Origin of the sequence: Winogradskyella pulchriflava (genome assembly GCF_042434315.1) — a bacterium.
Taxonomy (GTDB): Bacteria; Bacteroidota; Bacteroidia; order Flavobacteriales; family Flavobacteriaceae; genus Winogradskyella; species Winogradskyella pulchriflava.
Genome location: NZ_JBHLTQ010000003.1, coordinates 238,901 through 254,200, shown reverse-complemented (window position 1 = coordinate 254,200; position 15,300 = coordinate 238,901). Strand labels below are relative to the sequence as shown.

The window sequence follows — 15,300 nt, the reverse complement described above, 5'->3', positions numbered from 1 at the left end:
TACCGAAAAATTTCATTTATGAACAACAACAAAAATGTATTTGATAATGTGCTTCAACTTATAGGAAGTACTCCACTTATCAAATTAAACAGAATGACAGCTGATTTTAACGGCGATTTTTATGCTAAAGTAGAAGCATTTAATCCAGGTCATTCTTCAAAAGATAGAATTGCATTACATATTATTGAAGAAGCTGAGCGCCAAGGCATTTTAAAGCCAGGCGACACTATTATTGAAACTACTTCTGGTAACACAGGTTTTAGTATTGCAATGGTAAGTATCATTAAAGGTTATGAATGTATTCTTGCGGTAAGTTCAAAATCATCTCCAGATAAAATAGACATGTTAAAGTCTATGGGAGCTAAGGTTTATGTTTGCCCAGCACATGTTAACGCAGATGACCCTAGGTCTTATTATCAAGTCGCTAAGCGTTTGCACGAAGAGAATAATGGCTCTATTTATATTAATCAATATTTTAATGAGTTAAATATTGATGCCCATTACAATACAACAGGTCCAGAAATTTGGAACCAGACTAATGGTGAAATAACGCATTTAGTTGCTTGTAGTGGTACTGGCGGAACAATTTCGGGTATTTCTAAATATTTGAAAGAACAAAATCCAAACGTAAAAGTCATTGGCGTTGATGCTTATGGCTCTGTATTGAAAAAATATCATGAAACTCGTGAGTTTGATGATAAAGAAATTTATCCATACCGAATTGAAGGTTTAGGTAAGAATTTAATTCCTACTGCTACGGATTTTGACTTAATAGATAAGTTTGTAAAAGTCACTGATGAAGAAAGTGCACATACTGCACGAGAAATTGCTAGTACTGAAGGTCTTTTTGTAGGTTATACAAGTGGTGCTGCAATGCAAGCGATTAAACAGCTAAGTGAAGAAGGTGAATTTAAGCCAACAGATAAAATAGTTGTTGTTTTCCCAGATCACGGATCTCGTTATATGAGTAAAGTTTATAGTGATAAATGGATGAATGACCAAGGTTTCTTTGATAGTAAAACTAAGGTTCACACAACAATAGAATATATAAAATAATATACCCAACCATAAATAAAGCCTATCATAATAACTATGGTAGGTTTTTTTGTGTTTAAAACTTAGTGAATAGTTAGATTGAATATTATTATGTGGTGATAATATTATTAATTAATTTTGCAGATACTAACAAAACTAAATTAACAAAAATTAAGAGTCAATTCTGTGTTTTAATAAACATAGAATAACGATTAATGGCAATCGTAAAGTATGAAGGATTTATTTGAAAAGATTTACAGGGATAAAGGGCCATTAGGAAAATGGGCTGCGCAGGCTGAAGGCTATTTTGTATTTCCTAAACTTGAAGGTGAGATTTCTAATAGAATGAAATTTCAAGGAAAAGAAGTAATAACCTGGAGTATTAATGATTACTTAGGGCTGGCTAATCATCCTGAGGTAAGAAAAGTTGATGCTGAGGCTGCTGCAAGATATGGTTCTGCTTATCCAATGGGTGCTCGAATGATGTCTGGGCATACAGATTTACATGAGCAATTACAAAATGAGTTAGCGGAATTTGTTAGCAAAGAAGCGGCTTATCTTTTAAATTTTGGATACCAAGGTATGGTTTCTACCATAGATGCATTAGTTGCTAAGGACGATATTATTGTTTACGATGTTGATGCTCATGCCTGTATAATTGATGGTGTGCGTTTGCACATGGGTAAACGCTTTACGTATAAGCATAATGATGTAGAAAGCTTAGAGAAAAACCTTGAGCGTGCTACGAAGATGGCAGAACAAACAGGTGGAGGAATTTTAGTGATTTCTGAAGGTGTTTTTGGTATGCGTGGTGAGCAAGGTCGTTTAAAAGAAATCGTTGACCTTAAGAAAAAATTCAATTTCAGATTATTTGTTGATGATGCTCATGGCTTTGGTACATTAGGTAAAACTGGTGCTGGTGCAGGTGAGGAGCAAGGTGTGCAAGATGGTATAGATGTTTATTTTGCCACTTTTGCAAAGTCTATGGCAAGTACAGGTGCATTTATTGCTGGTGACCAGGAAATTATAGATTATCTAAAATACAATTTACGTTCGCAAATGTTTGCCAAATCATTGCAAATGCAATTGGTTGTTGGTGCATTAAAACGTTTAGATATGTTACGTACAATGCCTGAGTTAAAGCAAAATCTTTGGACTATTGTAGATGCGTTACAATCTGGATTAAAAGAGCGTGGTTTTGATATTGGAACTACCCAAAGTTGTGTGACTCCTGTATATCTTAAAGGTAGTATTCCTGAGGCAATGGCATTAGTGAAGGATCTTCGTGAAAATCATGGAATATTCTGTTCTATAGTAGTTTACCCTGTAATACCTAAAGGGTTAATTTTACTTAGAATGATACCTACAGCAACACATACTTTAGAAGATGTAAGAGAAACATTGGATGCGTTTGATGCTATTAGAGAAAGACTTTTAAATGGTACATACAAGAGAATGTCTGCAGCTTTAATTGCTGCTATGGGAGAATAACTTTCCTAAATATATTAAAACATAAAGCCACTTAATAGTGGCTTTTTTTATGCAATAGCTTTTTTAAATGTACAACGCCTTTTATGAGTTACTGGCTTAAAGTTTTTCCAGAGTTGTTGTATAGCAATATTATCATCTAGTTCTGGACCTCTAATACAAAGTTCAATACCTTTTTCTTTAAAGGTATTATAGAATTCCTGAAAAATTATAGCAGTAACACCTTTGTTTTGATACTCAGGTAAAACACCAATAAGATAAAACGTAACGGTTTTGGCTTTTTTCTTAGCATTTAGCAAATGCCTAAAGCCAAACGGAAAAAGTTTACCATTCATCTTTTGTAATGCCTTTGCATAAGAAGGTGTTACAATACCAAACCCTACTAAATTATCATCCTTATCCAAAACAAACTTCACGTATTCAGGGTTAAGAAAGCCAATAAACTTTTTCTTAAAATATTCGCGTTGCTCTTGGTTGATTTCAACAAAAGAAGATAAAACAGAGTGTGATTTAGAAAACACATCAAACATCTCGTCTGCATATCGCATTATCTCTTTGTTATCGGTAAAGTTTAATTCGCGTAGTTGGTAACGTTTCTTTACCATTGTCTGTATACGTGTAAAATACTCTGGTAAAATATTTTTAAACTCCATTTTGTTTTCAGAGTAAGTTTTACCAATGTCATAACCTAGTGCTTTAAAATGTTCAGCATAATAGGGATGATTGTGCCAAGTAATCATACTACCAATTTCATTAAAACCTTCTGTCAATATGCCAACTTTATCCAAATTAGAAAAACCAACAGGACCTTCTACATAGTCGAGACCTTTTTCTTTTCCAATCTCATGTACTTTTTCTAGAAGACGCTTGGTGACTTCTACATCATCAATAACATCAAACCATCCAAAACGCATTTTATTTTCATTTTGGCCATTGACTTCCAGCCAGTTAACGATGGCTGCTATGCGTCCTACAATCTTATTCTCTTTATAGGCTAGGAAGTAACGTGCTTCTGCGTCTTTAAAAACAGGATTTACGGATTTGTCAAGGGTTCTTACCTCTTCAGAAATAATAGGAGGAACCCAAGATGAAGATCCTTTGTAGAGACTAAAAGGAAACTTAACGAAAGTTTTTAATTCTTTTTTTGATGTGGCTTCTTTAATTGTAATCATGCAGCGTATTATAAACCGTCAGAATCAAAATCCTCTGTTTTCTTTTTCTTATCCTTTTTTCGTTTCTTTTTAAATTTTCCAGTATTGCCATTACCATTATCAATTTTCTTGTCCTTATGGAAGTCTAAACGGTACGAAACTCCAAAGGCAATGTTGAATACCGATGGAGTATCTTTAGTGTTAAAGGCTATGTTGGCATCTAATTGAAAATCTTTAGTCCATAAGTAGGCGCCACCAAATCTAAAAATATTGTCTGCATAAAAATCACTGTTAATACCTTGAGCTTCACCAAAAACAACCCATTGAGGTGTAAAAGAGTGTGTTAGTGTAAAAACATATTGAAAATCTGAAAAATCTGTACCTATTCTATCCTTTATTAAATTCATTACAAATACCCAACCACCATTAAAGTTGTTTTGAGTAGCGATCATCACTTTTGGGCTAAATCCTTCAATGTCTGGTGCAGTATAAGGATTATTTTTAGAGTCTATATTTGCACCAACATAAACTGACACAGCTGGTATTAAAGATTTCCATTGAAATTTTCTGTTAGCATGGTAACTGTATAAATTCGGTTTTGCTTCCTCAGCATTTTTATAAGGGTCGTACACCAGATATTTAGCTCCAAATGTAAAATTTCTAAAATTGGAACGCTTATCTTCAATAGGTATAGCTGCATTGTTGTAGGTTATCTTGTCATTTTGATAAATACCGTCCAATGAAAGTTCTAGTTGCTCAAATAACAAACCGTAACGGATAGAAAAATCTAAGCCAAAACCAGCAACTTCGTAGTTTAGAGGTGTGTGCTCTTCCTTTACGGTAAAAGCACCAGCTTCAATCTGTGCTACATTAGTACCAACAGAAAAGGCGCTTTCAGAAACACCAGGACGATTAGAGTTGATAACTTCAGTATATTGAGCGTAAGTTGAAGTGTAGGCTAGTAGTGTTAGTAAAACAAAAAATGATTTGAGTGTACGCATTTGTGTATAGTTTAAATTCAAATATAGATATTTTATACTTTTTTTAAGGAATTATAACGGATTATAAATTGTGATAATTGTATTTTTGAATATTATTTACTATTATATTACAAACAGCTTCGGCAATGGGATTATTAAGAACCATATTAATTATTTTACTGGTTTGGTTTGGCTTCAAGATTTTAGCACGACTATTTGCACCGTTTTTATTACGGTTTGTAGCAAAAAAAGCTGAACAGAAATTTGGACAGCAATTTGGAGGTTTCCAAAACCAGTCACAACAGCGTACAGAACAAAAAAGACGCGAAGGAGAGACGGTTATCGACAAAATGCCTAACCAAAATAAAACATCTAACGAAAAAGTTGGAGAATACATTGATTACGAAGAAATTGATTGATATAGTTGCAGAGTCATAAGTCATCTTATCAAAAAAATAACTACTTTTCAGAATCAATTATTTAGCAGATTTTCATGTCATTTTCATTTAAACGTTTTTTACCTCATATTCTAGTTTTAATAGGGTTTGTGGTTTTGTCATTAGCATATTTCAGTCCGGTTTTACAAGGCAAAAAGATTTTTCAGAGCGATATTATGCACTACATTGGCATGGCGCAACAGCAAAAGGAGTTTGCTAAAGCCACAGGTGAAGAAACGTATTGGACTAACAGTGCTTTTGGCGGAATGCCTACATATCAGTTAGGTGCTAAATACCCACACAATTACATAAAAAAGCTTGATTTAACACTGCGTTTTCTGCCAAGACCAGCTGATTATCTATTTCTTTATTTTATAGGGTTTTATATTTTGCTACTTTCTTTAAAAGTTGATTTTAAGCTGGCAGCTCTGGGCGCATTAGCCTTTGGCTTTTCTACTTATCTCATTATAATACTTGGTGTTGGTCATAATTCAAAAGCGCATGCTATAGCCTATATGCCAATGGTTTTGGCAGGCATTATACTCACATTTAGAAAAAAATATATCCTTGGTTTTTTACTTACAACTGTAGCTTTAGGTTTAGAGATTGTTGCTAACCATTTTCAGATGACGTATTATCTGCTATTGTTAGTTATTATTCTAGGAATTGCCTACTTAATTGATGCCTACAGAAAAAAACTGTTATCACATTTCTTTAAATCCGTAGGTTTATTGGTGGTTGCGGCTATCATTGCTGTTGGCTTAAATGCCACTAATATCATGGCTACTCAAGAGTACGTTAAAGAAAGTACTCGAGGTAAAAGTGAATTAACCATTAATCCTGATGGCTCACCAAAAGAAGCTTCTTCTGGTTTGAGTAAGGAGTATATCACAGAGTATAGTTATGGACTTGCGGAAACATTTAACCTGTACATTCCTAAGTTTATGGGTGGTGGTAATTCCGAAGATGTTGGTAAAGACTCTGAAACCTATAAGGCTTATTTAAATCTTGGTGCTTCACCAATAGATGCTTTAGAAGCCTCAAGAAACGCACCAATGTATTGGGGAGATCAACCCATTGTAGAAGCTCCGGCTTATGTAGGTGCTGTAATCATCTTTCTTTTTGTTTTGGGTTTATTCTTAGTAAAGGGAAGACTAAAATGGTGGCTTGTTGCTGGTACTATTTTGTCACTTTTGTTATCGTATGGGAAGAATCTTGGGTTCTTAACAGATTTTTTTATTGATTATGTGCCATTGTATAACAAATTTAGAGCAGTTAGTTCTATACAAGTTATTTTAGAACTGTGTATTCCTGTACTAGGTATTTTTGCTTTGGTAAGGTTGTTTAATGATTTTCAAAATGAAGAATATAAACTAAAAGCCTTAAAATATACAGTGGCAATCACAGCTGGTTTGGCATTGGTGTTTTTATTGTTTAAATCCGTTTTATTTGATTTTGAAGGTTTACGAGACGATCAATATATTGAAGCCTATGGACGAGAGTTTATCAATTCTATTATTGAAGACAGAAAAGCTTTATTTACAACAGATACCATAAGAACATTAATTTTGGTCTTACTTTCTGCCGGAACAGTATTTCTATTTTTAAAGAAAAAACTTTCAGAAACATTGGTAGTTGTTGTTTTTGCAGCTTTAGTGCTTTTTGATTTAGTTAGTGTTGATAGGCAATATGTAAACAATGATAATTTTGTGTCAGCTCTAAGTGTAGATAAACCTTATCAAGCCAATGCTGCTGATAAAGAAATTTTAAAAGACAAAGGACATTTTAGGGTTTTGGACATGACTAGTAGTCCTCCCGGCAAGGCATCGTATTTTCACAATTCATTATTTGGTTATCATGCTGCGAAACTCGGTAGATATAATGAGTTAATGGAGTTTCATATTTATAAGAACAATATGAATGTCTTAAACATGCTCAATACTAAATATATCATTGCTGAGGATCAAGGACAGGTTTTTCCTTATACTAATACAGAAGCTAATGGTAATGCTTGGTTTGTTTCTAAATTAAGAAAAGTTAAAAATCCAGAAGAGGAAATCATGGCTTTGGATAGCTTGGATACAAAAACAGAAGCTGTATCAAGAATGTATAGAGACTTAAAAAATCAAACATTTAATGTTGATTCTACAGCTTCAATTCAATTAAAAGAATTCAAGCCCAATTATCTAAAGTATGAATCAAATAACTCAAACGATGGTTTTGCAGTCTTTTCTGAAATTTATTATGGTAATGGGTGGAATGCTTATTTAGATGGCGAGTTAACGCAACACATTTGTGTTAATTATGTACTACGTGGTATGCCTATTCCAAAAGGTAATCATACGATAGAGTTTAAATTTGAACCAAAAGTAGTAGAAACAGGAAGTAAAATTGCTTTAGCGAGTTCTGCTGTTTTTGGAATACTATTACTACTAGGAATTTTATATACTTTTAAAAAGAAAACGGACTGATTTAAACTCCTTTCCTCCGGGAAGGTCGGGATGAGCTTAAAGAGAAAAATATTAATAATCACTTACTATTGGCCACCAGCTGGTGGTCCTGGAGTACAACGCTGGTTAAAATTTGTAAAATATTTGCCAGAATTTAATATTGAGCCAATTGTTTATTGCCCAGAAAACCCAAGCTATCCTATTAGAGATGAAAGTTTGGTTAATGAAATCCCCAAAGATATCACCACTATAAAACAACCTATTAAAGAACCTTATGCACTGGCAAGTTTGTTTTCTAAACGAGGCACAAAGCAAATAAGTTCTGGTGTTATTCCCAAAGCTAAAAAGCAATCGATGGTTGAAAAACTGATGCTTTATATTCGAGGGAATTATTTTATTCCAGATGCTCGAAAAAACTGGGTAAACCCTTCGGTTTCGTTTCTTTCAAGCTATATAAAAGAGCACCAAATTGAGACTATAATTACTACTGGTCCACCACATAGTTTACATTTAATAGGACTACAATTAAAAGCGAGACTTGGAGTAAAGTGGATAGCAGATTTTAGAGACCCTTGGACTACTATTGGTTATCATAAGGACTTAAAACTCACCAAATCATCAAAAGCAAAACACAAATCACTAGAATCTAAAGTCCTAAACACAACAGATCACATAATTGTGACGAGCAATCATACCAAAAACGAGTTTCAGACCAAAACAAATCAACCTGTTACTGTAATTACCAATGGATACGATTCGCATTCTGTTAGTGTAGAAGGTAAGGACGAAAAATTCACACTATCTCATATAGGCTCGTTGTTGTCCGAAAGAAATCCTTTGGTTTTATGGAACGTACTTTCGGAACTGATTAACGAAAATGAAACATTTTCAAAAGCATTTCAATTGAACTTGGTTGGTGTGGTGAGTGATGATGTTATAGAGTCAATCAATCTAAATGGATTAAAAAAACATTTGAATATTGTTGGCTACGTAAGCCATGACGAAGCGCTTCAGTTTCAAATGAAATCTCAACTTTTATTATTGATAGAAATTGATTCCGAAGACACAAAAGCTATTATACCAGGAAAAGTATTTGAATACCTAATTTCTGAAACGCCAATTTTAGCTATAGGTCCAAAAGACTCTGATGTAGAGCAAATTATAAAATCTACCAACACAGGAAAGTATTTCAACTATAATGAGAAAGCCGAATTAAAAACACAGATTTTAACGTATTTTGAGGCTTATCAAAATAAACAGTTAGTAACCAGTCCAATTGGTATTCAACCTTATAGCAGAAAGGCACTCACAAAAAAACTTAGCGAGCTTATTATAAATTTCTAATTCGTAAAGGTTTTTGGAGTTTGATATTTTATAGTTGTAATTTGTAGCACTATGGGCATTGTATTAAATCAATCTTTCAAAAACACAATAAGTACGTACTTAGGTTTTGGTATTGGTGCTATTAATACACTGTTTCTCTACACCAACTTTCTCACGGACGATTACTATGGATTGGTAGCATTTTTGCTTTCTGCAGCAAATATAATGATGCCGTTTATGGCATTTGGAGTTCATAATGCTATTATTAAGTTTTATTCGTCTTTCAAGTCCAAAAGTACCATCAATAGTTTTTTAATATTGATGTTGTTTTTACCCTTAGCCTTTATAATTCCAACAGCAATTATCGGATATTTTTCCTATGAAACGATTGGTTCATTACTCTCAAGAGAAAACCCAATAGTTGGAGATTATGTATGGCACATTTTTATAATTGCTATTGCAATGGCTTATTTTGAGATTTTCTACGCGTGGTCTAAAGTACAGTTGCAAACTGTTTTTGGTAATGTGATGAAAGAAATATTTCATCGTGTTTGCATTATGGTTTTATTATTTGCGGTTTACCTTGATTGGCTCAATGCAGATCAATTTATTTTAGCACTGGTTGGTGTTTATGTTTTGCGAATGATTATAATGAAAATGTATGCTTATTCGGTAAGATTTCCAAAGTTTAAATTTCAAAAAATTGAAAAGCTACCATCGATACTAAAGTATGCAGGACTTATGATTATTGCTGGTTCTGTGGCTATGCTCATTCTAGATATAGACAAGTTTATGATTGGTTTAATGCTTGAGGATATTGAACAAGTAGCTTATTATAGTGTTGCCATATTTATTGCTACAGTTATAGCTGTACCACAACGTGCCATGCATCAAATTATGATGCCTTTAACCGCAAAGTATCTAAATGAAAATGATACAGTGGCTTTAGAGGATTTATACAAGCGTAGTTCTATGAGTTTGCTTGTGGTAAGTGGTTTTATCTTCCTTTTAATTATCCTGAATATCAACCAACTTTATGAAATTTTACCAGAAGAGTTTACAGGTGGACTTTTTGTTGTTCTTATAATTAGTCTGGCTAAGCTTTATGATAATAGTTTGGGTAATAATAATGCTATTTTATTCAATAGCGATTATTACAGAATGGTATTGATTTTTGGTGTGTTACTGGCAATTATAGCAATTATCCTGAATTTTGTTTTTATACCAGTTTATGGAATTGACGGCTCAGCTTTTGCGACTTTTTTGGCTGTTGTTGTATACAATACTGTGAAAATTATTTTTGTAAAGAAGAAGTTTAATATACAGCCTTTCTCAAGTTCATCTTTAAAGATTGTTTTGGTTTTAATTGTTTTGTCTGCTGTGATGTATTTTTGGGAATTCCCTTTTAATCCTATTGCAAATATTGTACTCAAGTCTTTTTTAATAGGAATTTTATATTTTGCTTTAATCTACAAATTGAATGTTTCTGATGATATTAATTCGCAGATTAAAAAGTATTTAAGGTTGAAGTAAACTTAACTGTTTTAATGTGAAATATAAGTTTAGAAAACTTCCTAATTATGAATACAAAAAAGATTCCCACTTTCGTAGGAATTATTAATGAGAAATCCCGTAAGGTGCTCTGAGGCATACATCATACGGGACTTCTACTAACCAACCAAAAAAATCATTTTATCTTTTATCCTCTAGATCGTCTTGTGCTAGACCTTGTAGAACTTTGGTTACTTTTTCTACTTGTTGTAGGTCTTTTCGATACTGAAGATGTTTTTCTCTTTGTTTGAACTGTACTTCTTGAATTACTTCTTTGTGTGTTTGTTCTGCTATATGTACGAGTTTGAGTCGCGTTTGGTTTTCTTACCGAAGTACTTTTTGTTCTATTTATTTTATTAGACACAGAACCTCTAGTTCTGGTCACATTATTATCTGTTTTTCTCGCAGGTTTAACAGTAGCTGTACGTGTTGAACTTGACGGTGTTGTTACTCTATTATTAGACCTTGCAGTTCTACTTGGAGTCGAAACTCTAGTGTTAGAACGTGCTGTTGTAGCTTCACCATTACGGCTTATAGTCGTTCTTGATGTACCTGCATTAGTATTACGGGTAGATCTTGTTGTTGAACGTGCTGTTGTAGCTTCGCTATTACGGCTTATAGTGGTTCTAGATGTACTGGCATTAGCATTACGAGTCGATCTTGTTGTTGAACGTGTTGTTGTGTTTTCAGCAAGTCGTGTAGATCTTGTTCTTGTAATTTCAGCATTTCTAGTAGAAACAGTTCTTTGTATGGCACGCTCTCTACTATTTCTTGGAGTCTGTACATATCTGTTACTATTGTTGCGAGTTGTAACTTTGTTGCTCCCACGTCTTCCGTTAACATTATAATATCTTACATTATTTGTATAAGGTCTGTAGTAGATATGTCTTACAGGTGTATAATATTGTCTGTATGGGTTTACATTAACTACACAGAAGTTAACTGGTGGAATAATGTAAAACCTGTGCCATGGTCTGTAAACATAAGCTCTGTTATAGATGTTGATATAACCATCATATCTCCAATATACATTGTTTCTATAATAAACATTTAAGCCACCAATTCTGCTAATTCTGTTAAAACTGTTATATGTGATAAAAATGTTACCTATTTGGTTTACCCTTCCGTAGTAATCATAATATATTGGTGTGTTTTCAATTTGAATAATCGCACCAAAGCTATCATATTGTACATATGGGTGGTAATCATAACCAGAGTTAAAGCTTAGAGTAAAACCAGGAGTGTCAATATTTACATTTACATCTGGACCGTAATTTGGTATATAGAAGTCAAACTGACCATCTCTATAAACAGAGAATTCAATACCTCCTTCGTTAAATATGAAAGAATTACTATAACCTCTCACATAGTTATTAATTGAAGCATCAGCTTCTGTTGATGTTGTGGTGGTTGCGAATGCAGTGGTGCTCATAGCGACTAAACTTGCAAAGAAAAATAGAATCCGTTTCATAGTTAAAGGGTTTTAAAATTAAATTCATTTAGTGTTAAACAAACAGCGTGCCAAAAAAGTTAACTATCTGATTTTCATAATTTTCACATTAAATATAAAACCCTGAAGCATCTGGGGAAATGTTCAGGGTTCTCGACCATTTTATCAAATGGTCTTTATAAATCAATCAAAATCTCAATTCTTTATTTTCTTCTTCTTTTTTATTTTACCATTCTTTTTGTAATAGTAATATTCATCATCGTTCCAATCATCATCCCAATCATCGTAGTGTGAGTGATAATTAAAATGATCTACAGTACAGCCAGTAACTCCACAAAAGCCGCAACCTTGGTTGCTGAAGTTTACCTGTCCTCTTGTACCAATGACGTCTCCATGTCTATTGTATAGAATTTGCAATCCGCCAACTTGTTTAAGTTGGTTTCCTCTGTAACTCATATAAACTGTACCAGCACGTTTAATTCTACCATGTCTGTCGTAATTGATAAATACATTGCCAATACGTCTTACACGACCAAGATTATCATGCAATACCAAAATACCTCTTTCGCTTTGGCGATATTGAGTTCCTGGAGCACCGTAAGTTCTGTTTGTGCTTCGTCTAGTTCTTGTATTAGGGCGTTTGTAGTAGTAATTGTCATTGTCTGGTATTGTAGAAAATACTTCGGTATTAAAATCGAAGCTACCATCAGCAAAGATTAAGAATTCTACACCACGCTCTACAAACAAAATAGGTTGTGCATAACGATAGCGTGATGTAAGATCTAAATCTGTACTTTGTGTTGCAGAAACGTTTTCTGCTGCGGTTACAGATGTTAATCCCATTAACATTCCTGTAAAAAGTAAAACTAATTTTTTCATAGTTGTAAAATTTAGATTGTGCCTACTCATATTTAGCTTTTCGGCTTACGCTATTTGATAAGTGGTTTTCAATTAGCGTGCCAAGAAATGTAATGTATTAGTTAACAGGTGATTGGTGGTTTATTTAAATTGTTTTTTATTAATCCATCTGCTAATAAATTTATAACTGTATTAGAAATTTCATTATTTTTAATGCAGACTAACCAACAGAAATGAAAGCCAAACAAAATACATGTCAAAATTGTGACCAACCTTATGATGATGGGTTTCGGTTTTGTCCGCATTGTGGGCAAAAGACGAATGATGAACTAACACTTGGTGTGTTGTTTTATAACACCATTAGTAATTACTTTTCGTTTGATGCACGCTTTTTCAAAAGCTTTATCCCTTTAATGACTAAGCCAGGTTATTTGGCTAAGGAATTCATAAAAGGTAAGCGGTTGTTATACCTTCATCCTGCTCAGATGTACCTATTTGTAGCCGTTATTTTCTTCTTTATTTTTAATATCTATGTTAGAGAGGGTAGAGAAGTGTTGGACAAAAATATGCAAGGAGTACTTGATAGCAGATATGAAAGAATCCAAGCTATGGATAGTTTAAAAGCTAAAGATTCTATTGAAGTTAATAGGTATCTAGATCCAATAAAAAACAAAGAACTAGTTTATGGATTAGATGAAGACGATATAAAAGTTGTAGATTCTTTATCTAAAATTAAGATTCCGAAAAAAGACTTGAATACTTCATTTTCTTTCAATGAAAAGGAAATGGATTCCTTAATTGCATTGGGAAAAACTGATGAAGAACTTTACAGTTACATGGGTATGAGTGATGATGCTGGGTACTTTGAAAGAAAGTTCTATGCTCAAGGTTTAAAGTTTTATAAAACTATGGGATTGGGTCAAATCTATCAAACCTTTATTGATAGTATTCCGCTGGCTATGTTCTTTTTGTTACCAATATTTGCACTTTTATTAAAGCTGTTCTTTTACAATAAAGGTAGATACGCGCATCATTTGGTATTTAGTTTTTATTATTTTTCTTTTCTATTTGTGGTCTTTAGTTTGGTTTTTGGGCTGAATAGGCTTTTGCCAATACCAGATTGGATAGATTGGCTTATTGCAATGTCAACGTTCTTTTACCTACTTATTGCCATTATTAAATTTTATGGGCAAAATTGGTTTTTAAGTTTTATAAAAAGTGGACTGGTTAGCTTTTTGTTCTTATTGTTTGTGTTGCCTTTATCAGTTTCAATTTTAGGCGTTATTGCGTTCTTCTTTTATTAAAACTTATTCGTTAGTCCAAATAGGAACATCTAAAAACTTTGATAAATTATTGGCATCATCTATTATTGATTTTAGATTAGAATGATCAATAATGTGAACGCGCTCAGAGTCTTTAAGAACTAAGTTTAATTCAAAACTATTGAATGGTGCAAGTGCTTCAGACGTTATTTCACCTAAAATTTGTATAGCTGCTATGTTGTTTAAATCCACTTTATCATCTCTTAGAAATTTGATATTAATAAAACCTTTATAGTAATAGTTTAGGTTTTTACTGAACACAATAGATTTTAAATAGTCTTTAAGAAAATAAAAAAATCCGAACAAGAAAACCAAGGAAGCACCAAGTAGTAACAGACCAATTATAGAAATGGGACTGTCTATAAAGAATAAGTGTTTTCCTGTATAAAAGCAACCTACTGAGAGTAATAAGTACATAGATGTGTACATGGCAAACTTTAATGTAGGCACAAATTTAAATGCATTGGTTTCTTGTTTAGCTTTGTGTGTTTTAAAACTAGCACCACCAGAATACATAAACTCAGTAGATGTGTATTTTTTGATTTCTCTTAAATCCATTATTAACTTAAATAAGAATTAATCTTTCCAATCAATGGAAGTCGAATCTCCTTGTGATTTGGCGTGCCAAATTGGAATATTCAGAAAATCGCTTAATATGTGCGCATCATTGATGATAGATTTTAGATTGCCATGATCTACAACGTTTCTTCGTGTATTATCATCTAGTACTAGATTTAACTCAAAGCTGCCATAAGATCCATCATCATCTCTAATTGTTTCTCCAATGATTTGTATGGCAATGATATTATTGAGTCTTATCTGGTTTACGAGATTCACATGATGCGGTTTAAATTTATAACTCTTGTAATAGAAGCCTAAATGCCTATCAAATACTCTAGGTTTGAACAAATAAAACATCATGTAAGAGCCAAAAAACGTAAATATTAATCCAAAAGTCAAACTAAAGAAATTAATTAGTGAAGGTGAGGCTACTTGACCTGTACTATCAAACAAATTATAAATAACAAATCCTAAACCGATACCAAAAAAGAGCAATACAAATAATATACCTCCAGTTGAAGGTCTATATATAATTTTAGATGAAGATTTTTCAACAAGTACATGGGTTTGAAAATTTGAACCTCCTGGTTTCAACGGTTGTACTGAAACTCTAGAACTCATATCACTTACATTCTCAAGATTGTTTTCCCTAGCTTCAATAACTTCTTGGTGAAATCCCTTTGGCAAATCCATA

Annotated in this window: 13 protein-coding genes; 7 read left to right on the top strand and 6 right to left on the bottom strand. The window is 33.0% G+C overall.

Annotated elements, in window-relative coordinates; genetic code table 11:
• Positions 1 to 18 precede the first annotated feature (18 nt).
• Together capA and capB are read left to right on the top strand one after the other, a co-directional pair.
• Positions 19 to 1,056, top strand: coding sequence for a cysteate synthase (gene capA / locus ACFFGA_RS07305; protein WP_386061813.1), 1,038 nt, complete (start codon positions 19 to 21; stop codon positions 1,054 to 1,056).
• A gap of 210 nt (positions 1,057 to 1,266) precedes the next feature.
• The gene (capB, locus tag ACFFGA_RS07300; protein ID WP_386061810.1) at positions 1,267 to 2,526 is read left to right on the top strand and encodes a cysteate-C-fatty acyltransferase; all 1,260 of its coding nucleotides are present in this window, start codon (positions 1,267 to 1,269) and stop codon (positions 2,524 to 2,526) included.
• A gap of 47 nt (positions 2,527 to 2,573) precedes the next feature.
• Here capB and ACFFGA_RS07295 read toward each other — a convergent pair whose 3' ends face one another.
• Positions 2,574 to 3,695 (bottom strand): GTP cyclohydrolase, encoded by a 1,122-nt coding sequence (locus ACFFGA_RS07295; protein ID WP_386061807.1) that lies wholly within the window; start codon positions 3,693 to 3,695, stop codon positions 2,574 to 2,576.
• Positions 3,696 to 3,703: 8 nt separating this feature from the next.
• Positions 3,704 to 4,675 carry a transporter gene (locus ACFFGA_RS07290; RefSeq protein WP_386061804.1) on the bottom strand — a complete coding sequence of 324 codons (972 nt, stop codon included), beginning with the start codon at positions 4,673 to 4,675 and terminating at the stop codon, positions 3,704 to 3,706.
• Positions 4,676 to 4,800: 125 nt separating this feature from the next.
• Between ACFFGA_RS07290 and ACFFGA_RS07285 the strand changes: the two genes are divergently transcribed.
• From ACFFGA_RS07285 to ACFFGA_RS07270, 4 genes are all read left to right on the top strand, one after another.
• Complete coding sequence (locus ACFFGA_RS07285) at positions 4,801 to 5,073, top strand: DUF4834 family protein (RefSeq protein WP_386061801.1); 273 nt, start codon at positions 4,801 to 4,803, stop codon at positions 5,071 to 5,073.
• A 74-nt stretch (positions 5,074 to 5,147) separates the two neighbouring features.
• Positions 5,148 to 7,562, top strand: a complete 2,415-nt coding sequence (locus tag ACFFGA_RS07280) for a YfhO family protein (protein WP_386061799.1) — start codon at positions 5,148 to 5,150, stop codon at positions 7,560 to 7,562.
• 30 nt (positions 7,563 to 7,592) lie between these two features.
• Entirely contained in the window at positions 7,593 to 8,885 is a 1,293-nt protein-coding gene (locus ACFFGA_RS07275; protein ID WP_386061796.1) for a glycosyltransferase, read from the top strand.
• Between the two features lie 51 nt (positions 8,886 to 8,936).
• On the top strand, positions 8,937 to 10,397 hold the full coding sequence (locus ACFFGA_RS07270; protein WP_386061793.1) for an oligosaccharide flippase family protein: 1,461 nt from the start codon (positions 8,937 to 8,939) through the stop codon (positions 10,395 to 10,397).
• Positions 10,398 to 10,563: 166 nt separating this feature from the next.
• On the opposite strand, the gene ACFFGA_RS07265 is transcribed toward ACFFGA_RS07270, so the two are convergent.
• Both ACFFGA_RS07265 and ACFFGA_RS07260 read right to left on the bottom strand, forming a co-directional pair.
• A complete protein-coding gene (locus tag ACFFGA_RS07265; RefSeq protein WP_386061791.1) occupies positions 10,564 to 11,886 on the bottom strand; it encodes a hypothetical protein in 1,323 nt (440 codons plus the stop codon).
• Between the two features lie 174 nt (positions 11,887 to 12,060).
• Positions 12,061 to 12,744: a hypothetical protein gene (locus ACFFGA_RS07260; RefSeq protein WP_386061788.1), complete on the bottom strand. Its 684-nt coding sequence runs from the start codon at positions 12,742 to 12,744 to the stop codon at positions 12,061 to 12,063.
• Between the two features lie 212 nt (positions 12,745 to 12,956).
• Between ACFFGA_RS07260 and ACFFGA_RS07255 the strand changes: the two genes are divergently transcribed.
• Positions 12,957 to 14,027 carry a DUF3667 domain-containing protein gene (locus ACFFGA_RS07255; protein WP_386061785.1) on the top strand — a complete coding sequence of 357 codons (1,071 nt, stop codon included), beginning with the start codon at positions 12,957 to 12,959 and terminating at the stop codon, positions 14,025 to 14,027.
• Between the two features lie 3 nt (positions 14,028 to 14,030).
• Here ACFFGA_RS07255 and ACFFGA_RS07250 read toward each other — a convergent pair whose 3' ends face one another.
• Positions 14,031 to 14,603, bottom strand: coding sequence for a hypothetical protein (locus tag ACFFGA_RS07250; RefSeq protein WP_386061782.1), 573 nt, complete (start codon positions 14,601 to 14,603; stop codon positions 14,031 to 14,033).
• A gap of 18 nt (positions 14,604 to 14,621) precedes the next feature.
• Positions 14,622 to 15,299 carry a hypothetical protein gene (locus tag ACFFGA_RS07245; RefSeq protein ID WP_386061779.1) on the bottom strand — a complete coding sequence of 226 codons (678 nt, stop codon included), beginning with the start codon at positions 15,297 to 15,299 and terminating at the stop codon, positions 14,622 to 14,624.
• Between the last annotated feature and the right edge of the window lies 1 nt (position 15,300).